The 15,752-nt window shown below is 66.1% G+C and carries 19 protein-coding genes; 9 read left to right on the top strand and 10 right to left on the bottom strand.

The genetic code is table 11. The annotated features are described in order from the left end of the window. Window positions 1-141: 141 nt before the first annotated feature. The 5 genes from ON00_RS15335 to ON00_RS15355 all read right to left on the bottom strand — a co-directional run bounded on the left by ON00_RS15335 (window position 142) and on the right by ON00_RS15355 (window position 3,575). Window positions 142-1,020 (bottom strand): alpha/beta fold hydrolase, encoded by an 879-nt coding sequence (locus tag ON00_RS15335; RefSeq protein ID WP_010407274.1) that lies wholly within the window; start codon window positions 1,018-1,020, stop codon window positions 142-144. A 199-nt stretch (window positions 1,021-1,219) separates the two neighbouring features. Then, window positions 1,220-2,122, bottom strand: a complete 903-nt coding sequence (locus tag ON00_RS15340; protein ID WP_010407276.1) for a pirin family protein — start codon at window positions 2,120-2,122, stop codon at window positions 1,220-1,222. Continuing rightward, window positions 2,119-2,562 (bottom strand): NUDIX hydrolase, encoded by a 444-nt coding sequence (locus ON00_RS15345; protein ID WP_010407278.1) that lies wholly within the window; start codon window positions 2,560-2,562, stop codon window positions 2,119-2,121. The genes ON00_RS15340 and ON00_RS15345 overlap by 4 nt, the downstream gene beginning before the upstream one ends. Continuing rightward, window positions 2,559-3,269: a glutathione S-transferase gene (locus tag ON00_RS15350; RefSeq protein WP_010407279.1), complete on the bottom strand. Its 711-nt coding sequence runs from the start codon at window positions 3,267-3,269 to the stop codon at window positions 2,559-2,561. The genes ON00_RS15345 and ON00_RS15350 overlap by 4 nt, the downstream gene beginning before the upstream one ends. A 3-nt stretch (window positions 3,270-3,272) precedes the next feature. Continuing rightward, window positions 3,273-3,575 carry a BolA family protein gene (locus ON00_RS15355; protein ID WP_010407281.1) on the bottom strand — a complete coding sequence of 101 codons (303 nt, stop codon included), beginning with the start codon at window positions 3,573-3,575 and terminating at the stop codon, window positions 3,273-3,275. Between the two features lie 39 nt (window positions 3,576-3,614). Here ON00_RS15355 and ON00_RS15360 point away from each other — a divergent pair, with 39 nt between their 5' ends. Then, window positions 3,615-4,235 carry a J domain-containing protein gene (locus ON00_RS15360; protein ID WP_029622967.1) on the top strand — a complete coding sequence of 207 codons (621 nt, stop codon included), beginning with the start codon at window positions 3,615-3,617 and terminating at the stop codon, window positions 4,233-4,235. Window positions 4,236-4,296: 61 nt separating this feature from the next. On the opposite strand, the gene ON00_RS15365 is transcribed toward ON00_RS15360, so the two are convergent. From ON00_RS15365 to ON00_RS15385, 5 genes are read right to left on the bottom strand one after another with little or no spacing between them, the layout of a single operon-like run. After that, a complete protein-coding gene (locus ON00_RS15365; protein ID WP_010407287.1) occupies window positions 4,297-4,959 on the bottom strand; it encodes a dihydrofolate reductase family protein in 663 nt (220 codons plus the stop codon). Further along, complete coding sequence (locus ON00_RS15370) at window positions 4,952-5,746, bottom strand: VOC family protein (protein ID WP_010407289.1); 795 nt, start codon at window positions 5,744-5,746, stop codon at window positions 4,952-4,954. Before ON00_RS15370 ends, ON00_RS15365 begins: the two co-directional genes overlap by 8 nt. Before the next feature lie 12 nt (window positions 5,747-5,758). Next, complete coding sequence (locus ON00_RS15375) at window positions 5,759-6,112, bottom strand: DUF1428 domain-containing protein (RefSeq protein ID WP_010407291.1); 354 nt, start codon at window positions 6,110-6,112, stop codon at window positions 5,759-5,761. Between the two features lie 20 nt (window positions 6,113-6,132). Next, window positions 6,133-6,783: a glutathione S-transferase family protein gene (locus tag ON00_RS15380; protein ID WP_010407295.1), complete on the bottom strand. Its 651-nt coding sequence runs from the start codon at window positions 6,781-6,783 to the stop codon at window positions 6,133-6,135. A 17-nt stretch (window positions 6,784-6,800) separates the two neighbouring features. Next, window positions 6,801-7,223 (bottom strand): VOC family protein, encoded by a 423-nt coding sequence (locus ON00_RS15385; protein ID WP_010407298.1) that lies wholly within the window; start codon window positions 7,221-7,223, stop codon window positions 6,801-6,803. A gap of 65 nt (window positions 7,224-7,288) precedes the next feature. Here ON00_RS15385 and ON00_RS15390 point away from each other — a divergent pair, with 65 nt between their 5' ends. From ON00_RS15390 to ON00_RS15425, 8 genes are all read left to right on the top strand, one after another. Next, on the top strand, window positions 7,289-7,981 hold the full coding sequence (locus tag ON00_RS15390; protein WP_010407301.1) for a winged helix-turn-helix transcriptional regulator: 693 nt from the start codon (window positions 7,289-7,291) through the stop codon (window positions 7,979-7,981). A 70-nt stretch (window positions 7,982-8,051) separates the two neighbouring features. Continuing rightward, window positions 8,052-9,053: a cobaltochelatase subunit CobS gene (cobS, locus tag ON00_RS15395; RefSeq protein WP_010407303.1), complete on the top strand. Its 1,002-nt coding sequence runs from the start codon at window positions 8,052-8,054 to the stop codon at window positions 9,051-9,053. Then, on the top strand, window positions 9,053-9,595 hold the full coding sequence (locus tag ON00_RS15400) for a hypothetical protein (protein WP_010407306.1): 543 nt from the start codon (window positions 9,053-9,055) through the stop codon (window positions 9,593-9,595). The genes cobS and ON00_RS15400 overlap by 1 nt, the downstream gene beginning before the upstream one ends. 31 nt (window positions 9,596-9,626) lie before the next feature. Further along, window positions 9,627-10,058: a methylmalonyl-CoA epimerase gene (mce, locus tag ON00_RS15405; RefSeq protein WP_010407309.1), complete on the top strand. Its 432-nt coding sequence runs from the start codon at window positions 9,627-9,629 to the stop codon at window positions 10,056-10,058. Between the two features lie 126 nt (window positions 10,059-10,184). Then, window positions 10,185-10,967 carry an enoyl-CoA hydratase-related protein gene (locus ON00_RS15410; protein WP_010407311.1) on the top strand — a complete coding sequence of 261 codons (783 nt, stop codon included), beginning with the start codon at window positions 10,185-10,187 and terminating at the stop codon, window positions 10,965-10,967. Window positions 10,968-11,110: 143 nt separating this feature from the next. After that, the gene (scpA, locus tag ON00_RS15415; protein WP_010407312.1) at window positions 11,111-13,375 is read left to right on the top strand and encodes a methylmalonyl-CoA mutase; all 2,265 of its coding nucleotides are present in this window, start codon (window positions 11,111-11,113) and stop codon (window positions 13,373-13,375) included. Further along, window positions 13,372-14,490 (top strand): biotin synthase BioB, encoded by a 1,119-nt coding sequence (gene bioB, locus ON00_RS15420; protein ID WP_245535584.1) that lies wholly within the window; start codon window positions 13,372-13,374, stop codon window positions 14,488-14,490. Before scpA ends, bioB begins: the two co-directional genes overlap by 4 nt. 114 nt (window positions 14,491-14,604) lie before the next feature. Continuing rightward, window positions 14,605-15,752, top strand: a 1,148-nt coding sequence (locus tag ON00_RS15425) for an acetyl-CoA carboxylase biotin carboxylase subunit (protein ID WP_010407315.1), incomplete at its 3' end; no start/stop codon positions are given.

The following is a 15,752-nucleotide window of genomic DNA, read 5'->3' on the forward strand; positions in this document are numbered from 1 at the left end:
TCCTCCCCGGCACGGGGAGGGGGACCGCCAGCCTTCTTCAGGCTGGTGGTGGAGGGGCCTCTCCACAGGCGTAGCTCTTGTGGAGGGCCCCCTCCACCGTTCGCTGAATGCTCACGGTCCCCCTCCCCGTGCCGGGGAGGATCAGGAGGCGCGGATCGCGGCGACGATCGCGTCGGGGTTTTCCCAGGGGACGAAATGGCCAGCATCGACCTTGACCAGCGTCAGGTCGGGGACGAGCGCGCTCAGCCCTTCGAGCTGGCTGGGCAGCAAGGCGATGTCCTTCAGGCCCCACACCACCAGCGTCGGCTGGTGGATCGGCGGGAACGGACCGTCGAGAAAGGCGGGGCGCTCGGGCGTTTCGTCCATGGCGGGGACGAGGATCGGGCTGGCGCGATACCAGTTGAGCATCGCGGTGAGTGCGCCGGGCTGGCCCCATTGGTCAAGATAGATGGGTTTTTCCTCGGCCATCTTTGCGAGGTCGGTGTGCGCGGCGAAGCTGCCGTCGAAGAATGCCGACAGGCCGATGCTGGCAACGTGCTTTTCGAAATCGGGATTGCGGAACGCGCGGATATATTGGCTCGCGGCGCGCTGGGCCATGTCGTCAAACAGCGTGCGCTGAAAGACGAACGGGTGCGGCGCGTTGACGATCACCAGCCGCGTGATGCGCGCCGGGTTTTGCAGCGCCGCCATCCACGCGATCGCGCCGCCCCAATCATGGCCGACCAGCGTGAAGGTGGTGAGGCCGAAATGATCGGCAAGCGCGAGCAGATCGGCGACCATCTTGTCGGGGGTATAATCGGACACCTGCGCCGGCTTGGACGAACGCGCGAAACCGCGCTGGTCGGGCGCGATCACGAAATGGTCGGTGCTGAGCTGCGGGATGACGTGCCGCCAAGTGCGGTGCGATTCGGGGAAGCCGTGGAGCAGGATGATCGGCGGATGCGCCGGGTCGCCCGCCGTCGCCACGTCGAGCGTTACGCCGGTCGAGAGGGGGATGGAGTTTAGGGTGAAGGTGGGCATGGAAATTCCCCTCCCGCTTGCGGGAGGGGTTAGGGGAGGGCCTGACCTTCTCTCACCGCGCGTTCGGTTCACCATGCCCTCCCCCAACCCAGTTGTACAAGGGCTCCAGGTCGGAATTGCCCCCAGCAATTCCTAAATCGTGCCGGGGGCACGATTTACCTGGAGCCCTTGCACAACTCGCAAGCGGGAGGGGAGTAGATTACGGATAACTCACCGTCTTGGGCACTCCGGGGATCGGGATCCATTCCTTGTCGTCGCCCGGCACCTTCGGAAATTCCCCGGCGGTCCAGGCGCGCTTGGCTTCCTCAATGCGGTCGCGGCTGGACGAGACGAAATTCCACCAGACGTGGCGCGGGGTGGTGAAGGCTTCTCCGCCGCACAGCATCGCGCGCGCACCGGTCGCCGAGCGCAGCGTCGCGGCAACGCCGGGTTTGAGCACGTACAGCGTCATTGGCTCCAGCGTCATACCGTCAAGCGTCGCCTCGCCGAGCGCAATGTAAATGGCGCGCTCGTCCGCCTCGGCATCGATCGGGATTGACCCGCCCGCATCGAGCACGATGTCGGCATAGATCGTGCTGGCATAAGTGGTGGTCGGCGCGCTCTGCCCCCACAGGCTGCCCATCACCACGCGCGCGCGGGCGTTGGTGGCATCGATCGTTGGCAAATCCGCCTTGGCGACATGTTCGAACGCCGGATCACGCTCCTCATCCGCCTCGGGCAAAGCGAGCCAGGTCTGGATGCCCGACAATTCGGGGCCCGTCTCCCGCTCGGCGCTGGGCGAGCGTTCGGAATGGACGATGCCGTGCCCCGCCGTCATCAGATTGACCGCGCCGGGCTCGATCACGACATCGCTGCCGATCGAATCGCGGTGGCCGAGCGCACCCGCGAACAGATAGGTGACGGTGGCGAGATTGATGTGCGGGTGCGGGCGCACGTCGATGCCGGTGCCGACCTCCAGCCGTGCCGGGCCCATCTGGTCGAAGAAGATAAACGGCCCGACCATGGTGCGCGGCCGCGAGGGCAAGGTGCGATGCACCTTGAAACCGCCGAGATCGTGAGTCGAAGGGATGATCGTCTGCAGGATCAGATCGTCATTGGTCATGGCTGTGCCTCCAGATCGGCGAGAATAGCGAGCAGGTCGCTCGGGAAATAGGGCTCGGTCGCTTCCGTCAGCTCGGCGCGGGTGAACCAGCGCCAGCGTGTCATCACGCGCTGTTCGAGCGCGGTATGGCCGTGCGTCTCGATCCGGTCATGCGGCGCGCGCACCAGGAAATAGCGCTCGTCGGCGGTGACGGGGACGCCCTCGATCGTCAGAAAATCGACCACGCGGCGCAGGATTTCGGGGCCGGGATCGAGATCGAGCCCGGTTTCCTCCAGCAATTCGCGTCGGGCAGCGGTGGGGTAGCTTTCGCCCGGATCGAGCGCGCCACCGGGGGTGCACCAGAAAGGCGGGCGATCGTCAGGGTCGAAGCGGAACAGGAGCACGCGCCCCGCCGGATCGAGCAGGACGATGCGGGCGGCGGGGCGGGGGGTGCGGGTCATGCGGCGTCGAGCTCGGGATAATGGCGGAAGATGCCGTTCTGCGAGAAGGGCAGGCGGCGCTCGCTTTTCAGATAGGCGCGGATGCCGGGCAGATCGGCGACGAGATCGCGGATGCGGATCAGGTCGGGATAAGCGGGCTCAAGCGCGGCCATACGCTTGGGGAACATGTAGCGCAGCCCTTCGACGAGCTGGAACAGCGAGGTGTCGGCATAGGTCCAGTGATGGTCGATCAGCCATTCGCCCGGACCGCTCTTGGCCGCCTCATCGAAATGCGTGAGGAATTTGGGCATGCGCTCTTCCCGGAACACCTTGGCGACGGCGAGTGCGGTGTCTTTCTGCTCCTCATAGGTCAGCGATCCGGCAACCGGGTGGTGGACGCTGTGGACCTCGGTGACCATGTCGGCGATCGTCAGTTGCAACTGGTTGAGCCACAGCCGATCGGCAATGCGCGACGCGCCGACCTGGTGATGATCGCCAAGGAACAGCAGGATGTTGGCGACCTGCGCAATCACCATGCCGTCGAGTTCGAGATAGGGCGGCGCGAAGGGGCCGCGCTTGGCGGCATGGTGGGCCATGTTGGCGACCAGCATGTCCTCCCCTTCGACGCGGCCGCAATCGACATAAGCGATGCCCGCCGCTTCAAGCGGAAGCCTAATAAATTCGCCACGGCCCTGGATACCGGGCCAATACCACAGACCGTAGCGCATCGTTTATTCTCCGGGAGCCCGCGCGCGGATCGCGAGGGCGTGGATGCGGTCCCGCAACAGGTCCGCCAGCGCCTGATGGACCAGACGCTGCCGCCCAACGCGCGACAGGCCGACAAAGGCCCCGGATTCGACCGTGACCGTGAAGTGCGATTCGCCGGTGCCGTCATCGCCGAGATGCCCGGCATGCTGGGCGCTGTCATTGGAGATGGTGAGCGCGGTGGGGGAGAGCGCGGCTGTGAGGCGATCGCGAATCTCGTCGACGATCGGGCGCTGAATCGGATGGGAGGCGGTGGCAGGGTCTGTCATCGCGCCTATATAGACCGCTTTTGCATTTGAGGGAGCCGCGTGGCCTGCGACGACGACAAGAAAGATGCCGCGAGGGAGCGGCCCGCCCCGCGCTTTCACGGACGCGTGGAGGGGACCGGGCGCGTGTGCGAGGAGCCGGGCTGCGATCAACCGGGCGAATTTCGCGCGCCGACGGGCGATGGGCCGCGCTTCGGCGGGGACGGTCCGCGCGGCTATCGCTGGTTCTGCCTCGACCATGTCCGCGCGTTCAACGCGCGCTACAATTTCTTCAACGGGATGAGCGCGGAGGAAATCCACGCGCAGCAGCGCCCGTTTGCCGGGTGGGAGCGCGAGACGCGCGCCTTCGCGCATTCGGGCGGCGACGTACCGCCGAAATGGTCCGACTTCAGCGACCCGCTCGACGCGATCGGCGCGCGCTTCCGCCGCAAGATGGAGCCAGAGCGCAAGGACGGACGGCCTTTGTCGGAGGTCGACCGGCGCTCGCTAAAGGTGTTGGGGCTCGCGCCCGATGTCGACCGGCGGGCTTTGCGCGAACGCTATGCCGAGCTGGTGCGCAAATATCACCCCGATCGCAATGGCGGCGACCGCAGTTTCGAGAGCAAGCTGCAGGACGTGATCGCCGCCTACACGCAATTGAAGAGCGCGGCGGCGTTCGCCTGACGTTGCGCGACACCAAGCGGCGGGCGCGATACGAACGGCGTCGCCCTTTCTTACGGCGCGATCACCAACTGCCTTCCTTCATCCGCCGCTGACGGTCGTCTTCGGCGGCGCTCTCGACATGGCCGAACGCGCCGGTCGCGACCGGCCCCGCCGGTTGATAGGTCGCGATGACCGTGCCGCCGGGGGTGAGGGTATGTTCGACCAGCTTTAGCGTGAGCGGCGGGGTGTCGGCCCCGAACCAGCGTTTGCCCGCGCCAAGCACGATCGGGAGCGTGTAGAGCTTCAACTGATCGAGCAGCCCGGCGGCGAGCAGGGCTGGGTAGAGCGTGCTCGATCCCTGGATGAGCAGATCGGGGCCGTCGCCTTGGCGAAGCGCGGCGACCGCATCGAGATCGCCGAGCCGGTGGCTGTTGGCCCATGTCAGTGGCTGCTCGCCGCGGGTGACGACATATTTGTTCGCCGCAGTGAAGGCGTCGCCCATCGCCGCCGCTTCGCCCGCGACATAGGGCCAATAGGCGGCGAAAATGTCATAGGTCCGCCGCCCGAGCAGCAAGTCATAGGGGCCGGCGAAGAAATCGCCGACCGCCGCGCCGACCGCTTCGTCGGAAACCGGGAACATCCAGCCGCCATGCGCGAAACCGTGGCTTGGATCTTCGGTCGGCCCACCCGGTGCCTGGATGACGCCGTCGAGCGACTGGAACAGGCCGCCGATGACCCTACGCAAGCGCGGCCTCGCCCCCGCTTTGGCCCGGCCCGACCACGCCGAAGACGACGCCGTGCGGGTCGCTGGCGATGATGATGCGGTCGCCGCCGGGGACCTCCATCGGGCCCATCATCACGCTGCCGCCCGCCTCTGTCACGTTGGCGGCGGCCGCCTCGATATCGGGCGCGCGGAAGTAGAAGCGCCAGCCGGGGGGCGGCCCAGCACCGTCATGGGGTTGCGTCGCGCCGAAGGTCTGGTCGCCGACCGCGATGAAGCGATATTCGCCCCTCGGCCCCATCGGCATGACGCCCGGATAGTTCCAGCCGAAGACGCTGCGGTAGAAGGCGTCGCCCGCGTCCTGATCGGGGGTGATCAGCTCGTTCCAGTTGCACTTGCCCATGCCGGTGCGGTCATACGCGGTGCTCGATGCGTCGCTGTCGCCGCGCATGATGTAGAAAGGGATGCCCTGCGGGTCGGCGGCGAGCGCCATGCGGCCGACCCCCGGCATGCTCCATGGGCCCATATGCACTGCGCCGCCCGCGCTTTTGATCGCGTCGGCGGTGGCATCGACATCGCCGACGCCAAGGTAGAACAGCCAGCCGGGCTTGGCCCCGCCCGCCTGCATCTCGGGGGTCAGGCGCATCACCCCGCCGACCGCACCGTCACCGGTTTCGATCATGCGGTAATCCATGTCCGGGTTGGGTTCGGCTATGCTCCATCCGATGACGTGATCGTAAAACGCCTTGGACGCGAGCGGATCGGCGCTTTGCAATTCGTACCAGATCGGGGTGCCGTGCGGGTTGGTCATCGCGGTGCTCCTTCAGGCCGTGAGGTCGAGGACGGGGGCGAACCCGCCGAAAATCATGCGCTTGCCATCGAACGGGATCGGCGTGTCCCGCATCCGCGGATCGTCGCGCATCGTGTCGAACGCCGCATCGCGCGTCGCCTTGTCGGGCCATTCGATCCACGAAAAGGCGACGGTCTCGTCGGGCGTCGCGGCAACCGCGCGGGCGAAATCGGTCAGCTTGCCGGCGGGGACGTCATCGCCCCAGCACTCGACGATCCGCGTCGCACCGAGTTCAAGGAACATCGCATCGACGATGGTGGCGTGATCGATAAAGGCCTGTTTCTGGTCGGTCGGCACGGGAATGACGAAGCCATCGATATAGGGCATCGATCGTCTCCTTATGGGGGTCAGGCGGGCACGGTTTCCTCGGTGTAGAGCGCGAGCTGGTCGGCGAGCGCCTTGCGGAAGGCGGGGCGCGCGGTGCAGCGCTCGAGATAGGCGGCGAGCGTCGGGAAGTCGTCGAGGATGTCCTTGGTCCGCCCGATGCGCAGCACCGAGGCCATCACCAGGTCGCCGACGGTAAAGCGCTCGCCGCCGAGATAAGGCTGATCGCCCAGCGCCGCCGCCACCCCGCCAAGCCGGTCGCGAACGGTGTCGATCACGCTCGGGCGGCGCTGCGTCGACCAGGGCTTGTCCGCCTCGAACAGATCGCACCGCACCAAATCCATCACGAACGGTTCGACCGAATTGAGCGCGGCGATCACCCATTGCTCGGCGATCGCTTGCCCGGCCGCGTCATCGGGTAAAAGCCCCGTGCCGCGCCGCGCGATATGCAGCACGATCGCGCCCGATTCGAACAAGGCGACATCCTCGTCGCGATAGCACGGCACCTGGCCGAAGGGCTGGAAGCGGCGATGCTCGGGGGTCTTGGCATCGCGGATCAGATCGAGCGCATAGGGCTGGCCAATCTCCTCGAACGCCCAGCGCGCGCGCAGATCGCGAACCTGGCCGCGTGCGAAGGGTGGAACCCAGGCGAAGGTGGTGATGGTGGGGGTCATCGCAGGTCTCCCAAAGGTCAGAGCGCGGCTTCGGCTTCGCTGGGCATGGTATCGGTCGCCATCCAGAACGGCCCGAAGCCGTTGCCATCGGGATCCTCCACCCCGCGCGAATACATGAAGCCTTCGTCCTCGGCGCCGTGCACTTCGCGGCCACCGGCGGCGATCGCGGCGGCGGCGAAGGCGTCGACCGCCTCGCGCGTATCGAGCGCCAGCGCGAACAGGGCGGCGCTGGTCGCCTTGGCGTCGCTGGGCGGCTTGGGGGTGAGGCCGCGATAGACCTCATGGCTGAGCAGATTGAAGGTGACCGCATCGGACCACAGCATCGATGCGGCAGCCGCGTTGGAGAAGCGGGGGTCCCGGGTGCATCCGATCGCTTCGTAAAAAGCGGTCGCGGCGGCGACGTCGGCCACGGGCAGGCTGATGAAGATCCTCTTGGTCACGGCGCAACTCTCCGGTGCGATTCGCGGTTTGCATGGGATGCCGTGATTGGTTACAAAAAACAACTATGAAGGTAGAAAAAATAACTAAGAAGGAGCCCCCCCCGGCGAAGCGTTGGTATAACGATGCGTGTGGAACCGCGCTGGCGCTGGAATTCGTCGGGGAGCGCTGGTCCCTGCTGATCATCCGCGAATTGCTGCTGGGGCCGCGGCGCTTCAGCGAAATTCGCGGCGGGCTGCCGGGGCTGAGCGCCAATGTGCTGACGCAGCGGCTGCAGGGGCTCGAGGCGGCGGGCATATTGACGCGCGAGACGCTGCCGCCGCCCGCCAATGTCCAGGTCTATGCGCTGACGCCCTGGGGGTATGACGCCGAACCCGTGGTGATGGCGCTGGGACGTTGGGCGCTGCGCTCGCCAGCGCACGACCCGTCGCTGCCCTTTTCGCGCATTGCGCTGATGCTGGCGCTGCGGATGATGTTTCATCCCGAGCGGGCGGGCGGCTTTGCGGGGGCGTTCGGTTTCGTGCTCGGCAAGGAGCATTATGGTGCCCGCATCGCCAATGGCCTGTTGACGGTCAGCCGCGGCGCGCTGGCCGATCCCGATGCGGTGTTCGCAGGCGAGCCCAATGCCTTTCTGCCCGCGCTGTTCGGCACGACGCCGTTGGCGGAGGTGGTGTCGTGGGGGCGGCTGGCGGTGCGCGGCGACGTGGCGCTCGCCGCGCACTTCTGCACCCTGTTCGAACTGCCGCCCAAGATTGCATGAAACTCCCGTCTCGACTTCGCGCGATGCGAAGGGCTAGGGAGGGGGCAACCACCTTGCAGAGCATTCAGCAATGACCACGATTCCGAACACCCAGCCCGACAGCCGCGAGACCACGATCCTCGACGCGCCCGACCAGATGAAGAAGGTCCGCGACCTGTTCGGGATCGATTCGGACATGGAAGTCCCGGCGTTCAGCGAAGCCGATGAGCGCGTGCCCGATCTCGACCCGACCTATGTGTTCGACAAGGACACCACGCTCGCGATTTGCGCAGGCTTTGCGCACAATCGCCGCGTGATGGTGCAGGGCTATCACGGCACCGGCAAATCCACGCATATCGAACAGGTTGCGGCGCGGCTGAACTGGCCGTGCATCCGCATCAACCTCGACGCGCATATCAGCCGCATCGACTTGATCGGCCGCGATGCGATCGTGCTGAAGGACGGCCAGCAAGTCACCGAATTTCGCGAGGGGCTGCTGCCCTGGGCGCTGCAGACGCCGACCGCCTTGGTGTTCGACGAATATGATGCCGGCCGCCCCGACGTGATGTTCGTGATCCAGCGCGTGCTGGAGACCGAGGGCAAGTTGACGCTGCTCGACCAGAACCGCGTGATCCGCCCCAACCCCTATTTCCGCCTGTTCGCCACCGCCAATACGGTGGGCCTGGGCGACACGTCGGGCCTGTACCACGGCACGCAGCAGATCAACCAGGGCCAGATGGACCGCTGGAACATCGTGGTGACGCTCAATTATCTGCCAGCGGCGGTCGAGGCGCGGATCGTGCTCGCCAAATCGGGCGAATATGATCACCCCGAGGGCAAGAAGCAGGTCGAGAATATGGTGCGCGTGGCGGATCTCACGCGGCGCGGCTTCATCAATGGCGACATTTCGACCGTGATGAGCCCGCGCACGGTGATCACCTGGGCGCAGAACACGCTGATCTTCGGTGATGTCGGCTTTGCCTTCCGCCTGTCCTTCCTCAACAAATGCGACGAGACCGAGCGCAGCCTGGTCGCGGAATATTATCAGCGGGTGTTCGGCAAGGATCTGCCCGAAAGCGTGGTGGCACAGTGATGCTCGCGCTGCTCCTGCTTCAGGCGGCAGCGCCCGCCCCCGCCGCAGCGCCCGCGCCTGCACCCTGGGCGGTGCAGACCCGCACCAATGGCGCGAATGTGTCGACATCGAGTTCGGCCTGGTCGACCGACGCCAAGGCGCGCCTGGTTGTGCGCTGTGACGTGACCAACGAAAAGATCGTCTCGATCCAGTTCATCCCCAAGCCGGGCTTTGCAGCGGCGCTGCCGCGCCCGGTGTCGATCAATGTCGATGATGGCGGCTGGCTCGGCACCAACTGGCAATTTCCGGGCAGCGGGGCGTTCATCAGCAACGATGCGGTCGTCAGCAACCTGTCCGTCATGATCGCACACGGCAAATCGATCCGCGTCCGCGTGATCGACCCCGAGGAAAAGGTCGTGGAGGCGCAGTTCGTCGGCCCGGGCGAAGCGCCCATCCGGCAAGTGCTGTCGGCCTGTGGCTATGAGTTCGGCAAGGCCCCGTCGCGTGGACCCGCCCCTCCTGCGGCCGGGCCAGCCACGCCCGAGGCGAGTGACGATCAATGACGGTGCCTGTGCCGGGAAAGGGGGATTGCCGATGAGCGACTTCACGCTGGGGCGGCTCAACCATGTCGGCATCGCCACGCCGTCGATCGAACGGTCGATCGCTTTGTATCGCGACGTGCTGGGTGCGACCCATATCGGCGAGCCGTTCGATTTGCCCGCGCAGGGCGTGAAAGTGTGCTTCATCGACACGCCCAACACCCAGATCGAATTGATCGAACCGTATGACGACAGCTCGCCGATCGCGGGCTTCCTGCGCAAGAATCCGGCCGGGGGGCAGCATCATGTCTGTTTCGAAGTGCCCGAAATCCATGCCGCCGTTGCCGCGTTGAAGGCGAAGGGCGTGACGATCCTGGGCGAACCGCGCATCGGCGCGCATGGCACGCCGATCGTATTCATCCACCCCAAGGATATGGGGGGCGTGCTGGTCGAAGTGATGGAAACGCCCGCAGAGGCGCACGGCTGACGCGGCATGCCCCGTGACATAGGCGAGTGGACGCAGGCCATGTTCGCTCTGTAGGGACGGGTCGAAACGACGTTGCGTGGGTGCGGCTTTGCCCGGACAGCATGCGCGCGAAGATAGGGAGAGGCCATGACCGACACGATGATCCAGCAGGAACGGCGCGGCGACGTGCTGGTGCTGACGCTCAACCGGCCGGAGCGGCTGAATGCCGCGCCGCCCGAAATGTTCGTGGAATTGCGCGAGGCTTTGGGGGCGCTGGACGGTGCGCGCGCGGTGTTGATCGCGGCGAACGGGCGCGGCTTTTGTTCGGGCGCGGATGTTGGCGGCGGGGCGTTGGGCAGCCATGATCCGGGCAACACCACCTTCAAGGCGCTGACCGAGGCGTATAACCCGACGATCGCGGCGATCGCCGACCTCGGCGTGCCGGTGGTGAGCGCGGTGCGCGGGCCGGCGGCGGGGATCGGCTGCAGCCTGGCGCTGGCCGCCGATTTCTGCGTGGTGAGCGAGACGGCGTATTTCCTGCAGGCGTTCGTCAATATCGGGCTGGTGCCCGATGGCGGCGCAAGCTGGATGCTGCCGCGCCTGATCGGCCGGGCGCGCGCGACCGAGATGATGCTGCTGGGCGAGCGCGTCGCGGCGGCCAAGGCGCTCGACTGGGGCATGATCCACAAGGTCGTCGCCGACGATGCGCTCGATGCCGAGGCGTTCGCTTTGGCCGAGCGGCTGGCGGCGGGGCCGACGGTCGCTTTGGGGCTGATGCGGCGGCAAATCCGCCATGCCTATGAAGTCGATTATGCCGCCGCGATGCTGCAGGAGGCCGAGAACCAGCGCACCGTGCGCGGCAGTGCGGATTCGATGGAGGGCGGCATCGCCTTCCTGCAAAAGCGCAAGCCGGTGTTCAAGGGGGCGTGAGTTGCATTCCCTCTCCCTTTGGGAGAGGGAGGGAGCCGCCGTCAGGCGGCGGAAGGGTGAGGGTCACCCTCACCAACTTCGGCTAAGCCGCTGCGCGGCTAAGCCTTCGTATCCTCTCCCGATGGGAGAGGAGGAATGGACCGATGACAGACAAACCCACCCTTGAAGACTGGCAGGCCCTCGCCGCGAAAGAGGTGAAGGGGCGTGATCTGACCTGGGCGACGCCCGAGGGGATCGACGTCAAGCCGCTCTACACCGCAGCCGATGTGGCAGGGATCGACCCCGGTCTGCCCGGCTTCGCGCCGTTCACGCGCGGGGTGCGCGCGAGCATGTATGCGGGGCGGCCGTGGACGATCCGGCAATATGCGGGGTTCTCGACTGCGGAAGCCTCCAACGCTTTCTACCGGCGCAATCTGGCGGCGGGGCAGAAGGGGCTGTCGGTCGCGTTCGATCTGGCGACGCATCGCGGCTATGATAGCGACCATCCGCGCGTCACCGGCGATGTCGGCAAGGCCGGCGTGGCGATCGATACGATCGACGACATGAAGATCCTGTTCGACGGCATCCCGCTCGACAAAATGTCGGTCAGCATGACGATGAACGGCGCGGTGATCCCGATCCTCGCTTTCTTCATCGTCGCGGGCGAGGAGCAGGGGGTGTCACAGGATCAGCTCGACGGCACGATCCAGAACGACATCCTCAAGGAGTTCATGGTCCGCAACACCTATATCTACCCACCCGCGCCCTCGATGCGGATCATCTCGGACATCATCGCCTACACCTCGGCGCATATGCCCAAGTTCAATTCGATTTCGATTTCCGGCTATCACATGCAGGAAGCGGGCGCGACGCAGTTGCAGGAGCTGGCCTTCACGATTGCCGACGGGCGCGAATATGCCAAGGCGGCGATGGCGAGCGGGCTTGACCTCGATGCCTTTGCCGGGCGGCTGAGCTTCTTCTTCGCGATCGGCATGAACTTCTTCATGGAAGTCGCCAAATTGCGCGCGGCGCGCAAGCTGTGGCACCGCGTGATGACCGATCTTGGCGCCAAGGACGAGCGCTCCAAGATGCTGCGCACGCATTGCCAGACGAGCGGCGTGTCGCTGACCGAGCAGGACCCGTATAACAATGTGATCCGCACCACGGTCGAGGCGATGGCGGCGATGCTGGGGGGGACGCAGAGCCTCCACACCAATGCGCTGGACGAGGCGATCGCGCTGCCGACCGATTTCTCGGCGCGGATTGCGCGCAACACGCAGATCGTGCTGCAGGAAGAGACGGGGATGACCAAGGTCGTCGATCCCCTGGGCGGCAGCTATTATATCGAGAGCCTGACCGAGGAACTGGTCGACAAGGCGTGGGAGATCATCGAGCGCGTCGAGGCCGAGGGCGGGATGGCGCAAGCGGTCGCCAAGGGCTGGCCCAAGGCGATGATCGAGCAAGCCTCCGCCGCGCGCGCGGCGCGGGTCGACAAGGGCGAGGACGTCATCGTCGGCGTCAACAAGTACAAGCTCGCCGAGCAGGACCCGATCGACATTCTCGACGTGGATAACGTCGCGGTGCGCGAGGCGCAGATCGCGCGGATTGCGAAGGTGAAGGCTGGGCGCGATGAGTCGAAGTGCCAGGCGGCGCTGGAGGCGTTGCGCGAAGGCGCGCGCAATCCTCCCCGGCACGGGGAGGGGGACCATCCGCAGGATGGTGGAGGGGGCGTGCCGCACGCTGGCGGGTCGCTTGGGGAGAGCCCCCTCCGTCAGCCTGCGGCTGCCACCTCCCCGTTCCGGGGAGGATCGAACTTGCTCGCGCTCGCGGTCGAATGCGCGCGGCAGCGGGCGACTTTGGGCGAGATTTCCTCGGCGATGGAGGATGTGTTCGGGCGCTATGACACCGTGCCGACGCCGGTTTCGGGCATTTATGGCGGCGCGCACCAATTTGATGCGGCGTGGCAGGGCTTGAAGGAGGGCGTGGTCTCGCTGGAGACGCGCAATGGCCGCAAGCCGCGGATGCTGGTCGCCAAGATGGGGCAGGACGGGCATGACCGCGGTGCCAATCTGGTGTCGTCGGCGTTCGGCGATCTCGGCTTCGAGGTGGTGCCGGGGCCGCTGTTCCAGACGCCCGCCGAAGCCGCCAAGCTCGCGATAGACCGCGATGTCGATGTGGTCGGTGCCTCCAGCCTGGCGGCAGGGCACAAGACGCTGATCCCCGAGCTGATCGGCCATTTGCGGGGTGCCGGGCGCGGGGACATCAAGGTGATCGCCGGTGGGGTGATCCCGGCGCAGGATTACCAGTTCCTGCGCGATGCGGGCGTACAGGGGATTTTCGGGCCTGGCACCAATCTGGTCGAGGCGGCGGGCGAAGTGCTTAGATTGCTGGGGCATAATATGCCCCCGGTTGAGGAAAGTGTGGAATGAACGTGATTACGAAGCATAGCCCCTCCCCTTCAGGGGAGGGGTTGGGGTGGGGCCGTGCCGCGAATACGGACGGTGCGCTCGGTGAGACCCCCCCCACCCCCATCCCCTCCCCTGAAGGGGAGGGGCGGACGAGGAACGACTGGACCCGCGCGGAAATCGCCGCGCTCTATGACCTGCCCTTCGACGAACTGATGTTCCAGGCGCAGACCGTCCACCGTGCGCATCATGCGGCGGGGCAGGTGCAGCTTTGCACATTGCTGTCGATCAAGACCGGCGGTTGCCCGGAGGATTGCGGCTATTGCAACCAGTCGGCCAGCGCCGATACCGATCTCAAGGCCAGCAAGCTGATGGACGTGCGCGCGGTGCTGCAATCGGCGGCGCAGGCGCGCGATGCGGGGTCGCAGCGCTTCTGCATGGGCGCGGCGTGGCGCAACCCCAAGGACAAGGACATGCCCGCGATCATCGAGATGGTGCAGGGCGTGCGCCAGATGGGTATGGAAACCTGCATGACGCTGGGGATGCTGACGCCCACCCAGGCGCAGCAGCTCGCCGAGGCGGGGCTCGATTATTACAACCACAATATCGACACTTCGCCGGAAAAGTACGCCGAGGTGATCACCACGCGCACCTTCCAGGACCGGCTCGACACGCTCGATCATGTCCGCGAGGCAGGCATCAACGTGTGCTGCGGCGGCATCGTCGGCATGGGCGAGACGCGCGGCGACCGGGTCGGCTTCATCCATGCGCTGGCGACCTTGCCACGCCACCCGGAGAGCGTGCCGGTCAATGCGTTGGTGCCGGTCAAGGGCACCGTGCTCGGCAACATGCTGGCCGACACCCCGCTCGCCAAGATCGACGACATCGAATTCGTCCGCACGGTGGCGGTGGCGCGCATCACCATGCCGATGAGCATGGTGCGCCTGTCGGCCGGGCGCGAGAGCATGTCCGAAGCGACGCAGGCCTTGTGCTTCATGGCGGGGGCGAACTCGATCTTCACCGGCGACACATTGCTCACCACGGGCAATGCCGGGGACGACAAGGACGCCGCGCTGCTGGCGAAGCTCGGGCTGGTGCCGATGACGGGTGAAGAGCCGATGCGGGTGGCGGCAGCCTAATTCCCCTCCCGCTTGCGGGAGGGGCTAGGGGAGGGGTGTTCCTCCCCCCACACATCAACCCCTTGCGGACAGGCCCTCCCCCGGCCCCTCCCGCAAGCGGGAGGGGAGAGTAGAATGTTCAAGAAAATCCTGGTCGCCAATCGTGGTGAAATCGCCTGCCGGGTGATGCGCACCGCCAAGAAGATGGGGATCGCGACGGTCGCGGTCTATTCGGATGCCGATGCGCGCAGCCCGCATGTGCTGATGGCGGATGAGGCGGTGCGGCTCGGGCCGCCGCCGGCGGGGGAGAGCTATTTGCTCGCCGATCTGATCCTGAAGGCGGCCAAGGAGACCGGCGCGGATTGCATCCATCCGGGCTATGGCTTCCTGTCGGAGCGCGAGAGTTTTGCCAAGGCGTGCGCCGAGGCGGGGATCGCCTTTGTCGGGCCGCCGCCCGCCGCGATCGCCGCGATGGGCGACAAGATCGAATCGAAGAAGCTGGCCAAGCAAGCCGGGGTCAATGTCGTCCCCGGTTTCCTGGGCGAGATCGCCGATACCGAGGAAGCGGTGCGGATCGCGTCGGGCATCGGCTATCCGGTGATGATGAAGGCGAGCGCGGGCGGCGGCGGCAAGGGGATGCGGCTGGCCTATAGCGAGCAGGATGTGCGCGAAGGGTTCGAGGCGACCAAGCGCGAGGGGCTGGCATCGTTCGGCGACGACCGCGTGTTCATCGAGAAGTTCATCGAAAGCCCACGCCATATCGAAATCCAGGTGATGGGAGACCAGCACGGCAACATCGTCTATCTCGGCGAGCGCGAATGCTCGATCCAGCGGCGCCACCAGAAGGTGGTGGAAGAGGCCCCGTCGCCCTTCGTCACGCCGAAGATGCGCAAAGCCATGGGCGAGCAAGCGGTCGCGCTGGCGCGCGCGGTTGGCTATTATTCGGCAGGGACGGTCGAGCTGATCGTGTCGGGCGCGGATACGACGGGCGAGGGCTTCTACTTCCTCGAAATGAACACCCGCCTGCAAGTCGAGCATCCCGTGACCGAGGCGGTGACCGGGCTGGATCTGGTCGAGCTGATGATCCGCGTCGCATATGGAGAGCCGCTTGGGTTCGGCCAGGATGACGTGCAGTTGAACGGCTGGGCGGTGGAAAATCGCGTCTATGCCGAGGACCCGTATCGCGGTTTCCTGCCGAGCATCGGGCGGCTGGTGCGGTATAACCCGCCTGAAAGCAAGAGCACGCCTTATACGTCCCCCTCCCTTCAGGGAGGGGCTAGGGG

This window comes from Sphingomonas echinoides ATCC 14820, from assembly GCF_000241465.1.
GTDB lineage: Bacteria > Pseudomonadota > Alphaproteobacteria > Sphingomonadales > Sphingomonadaceae > Sphingomonas > Sphingomonas echinoides.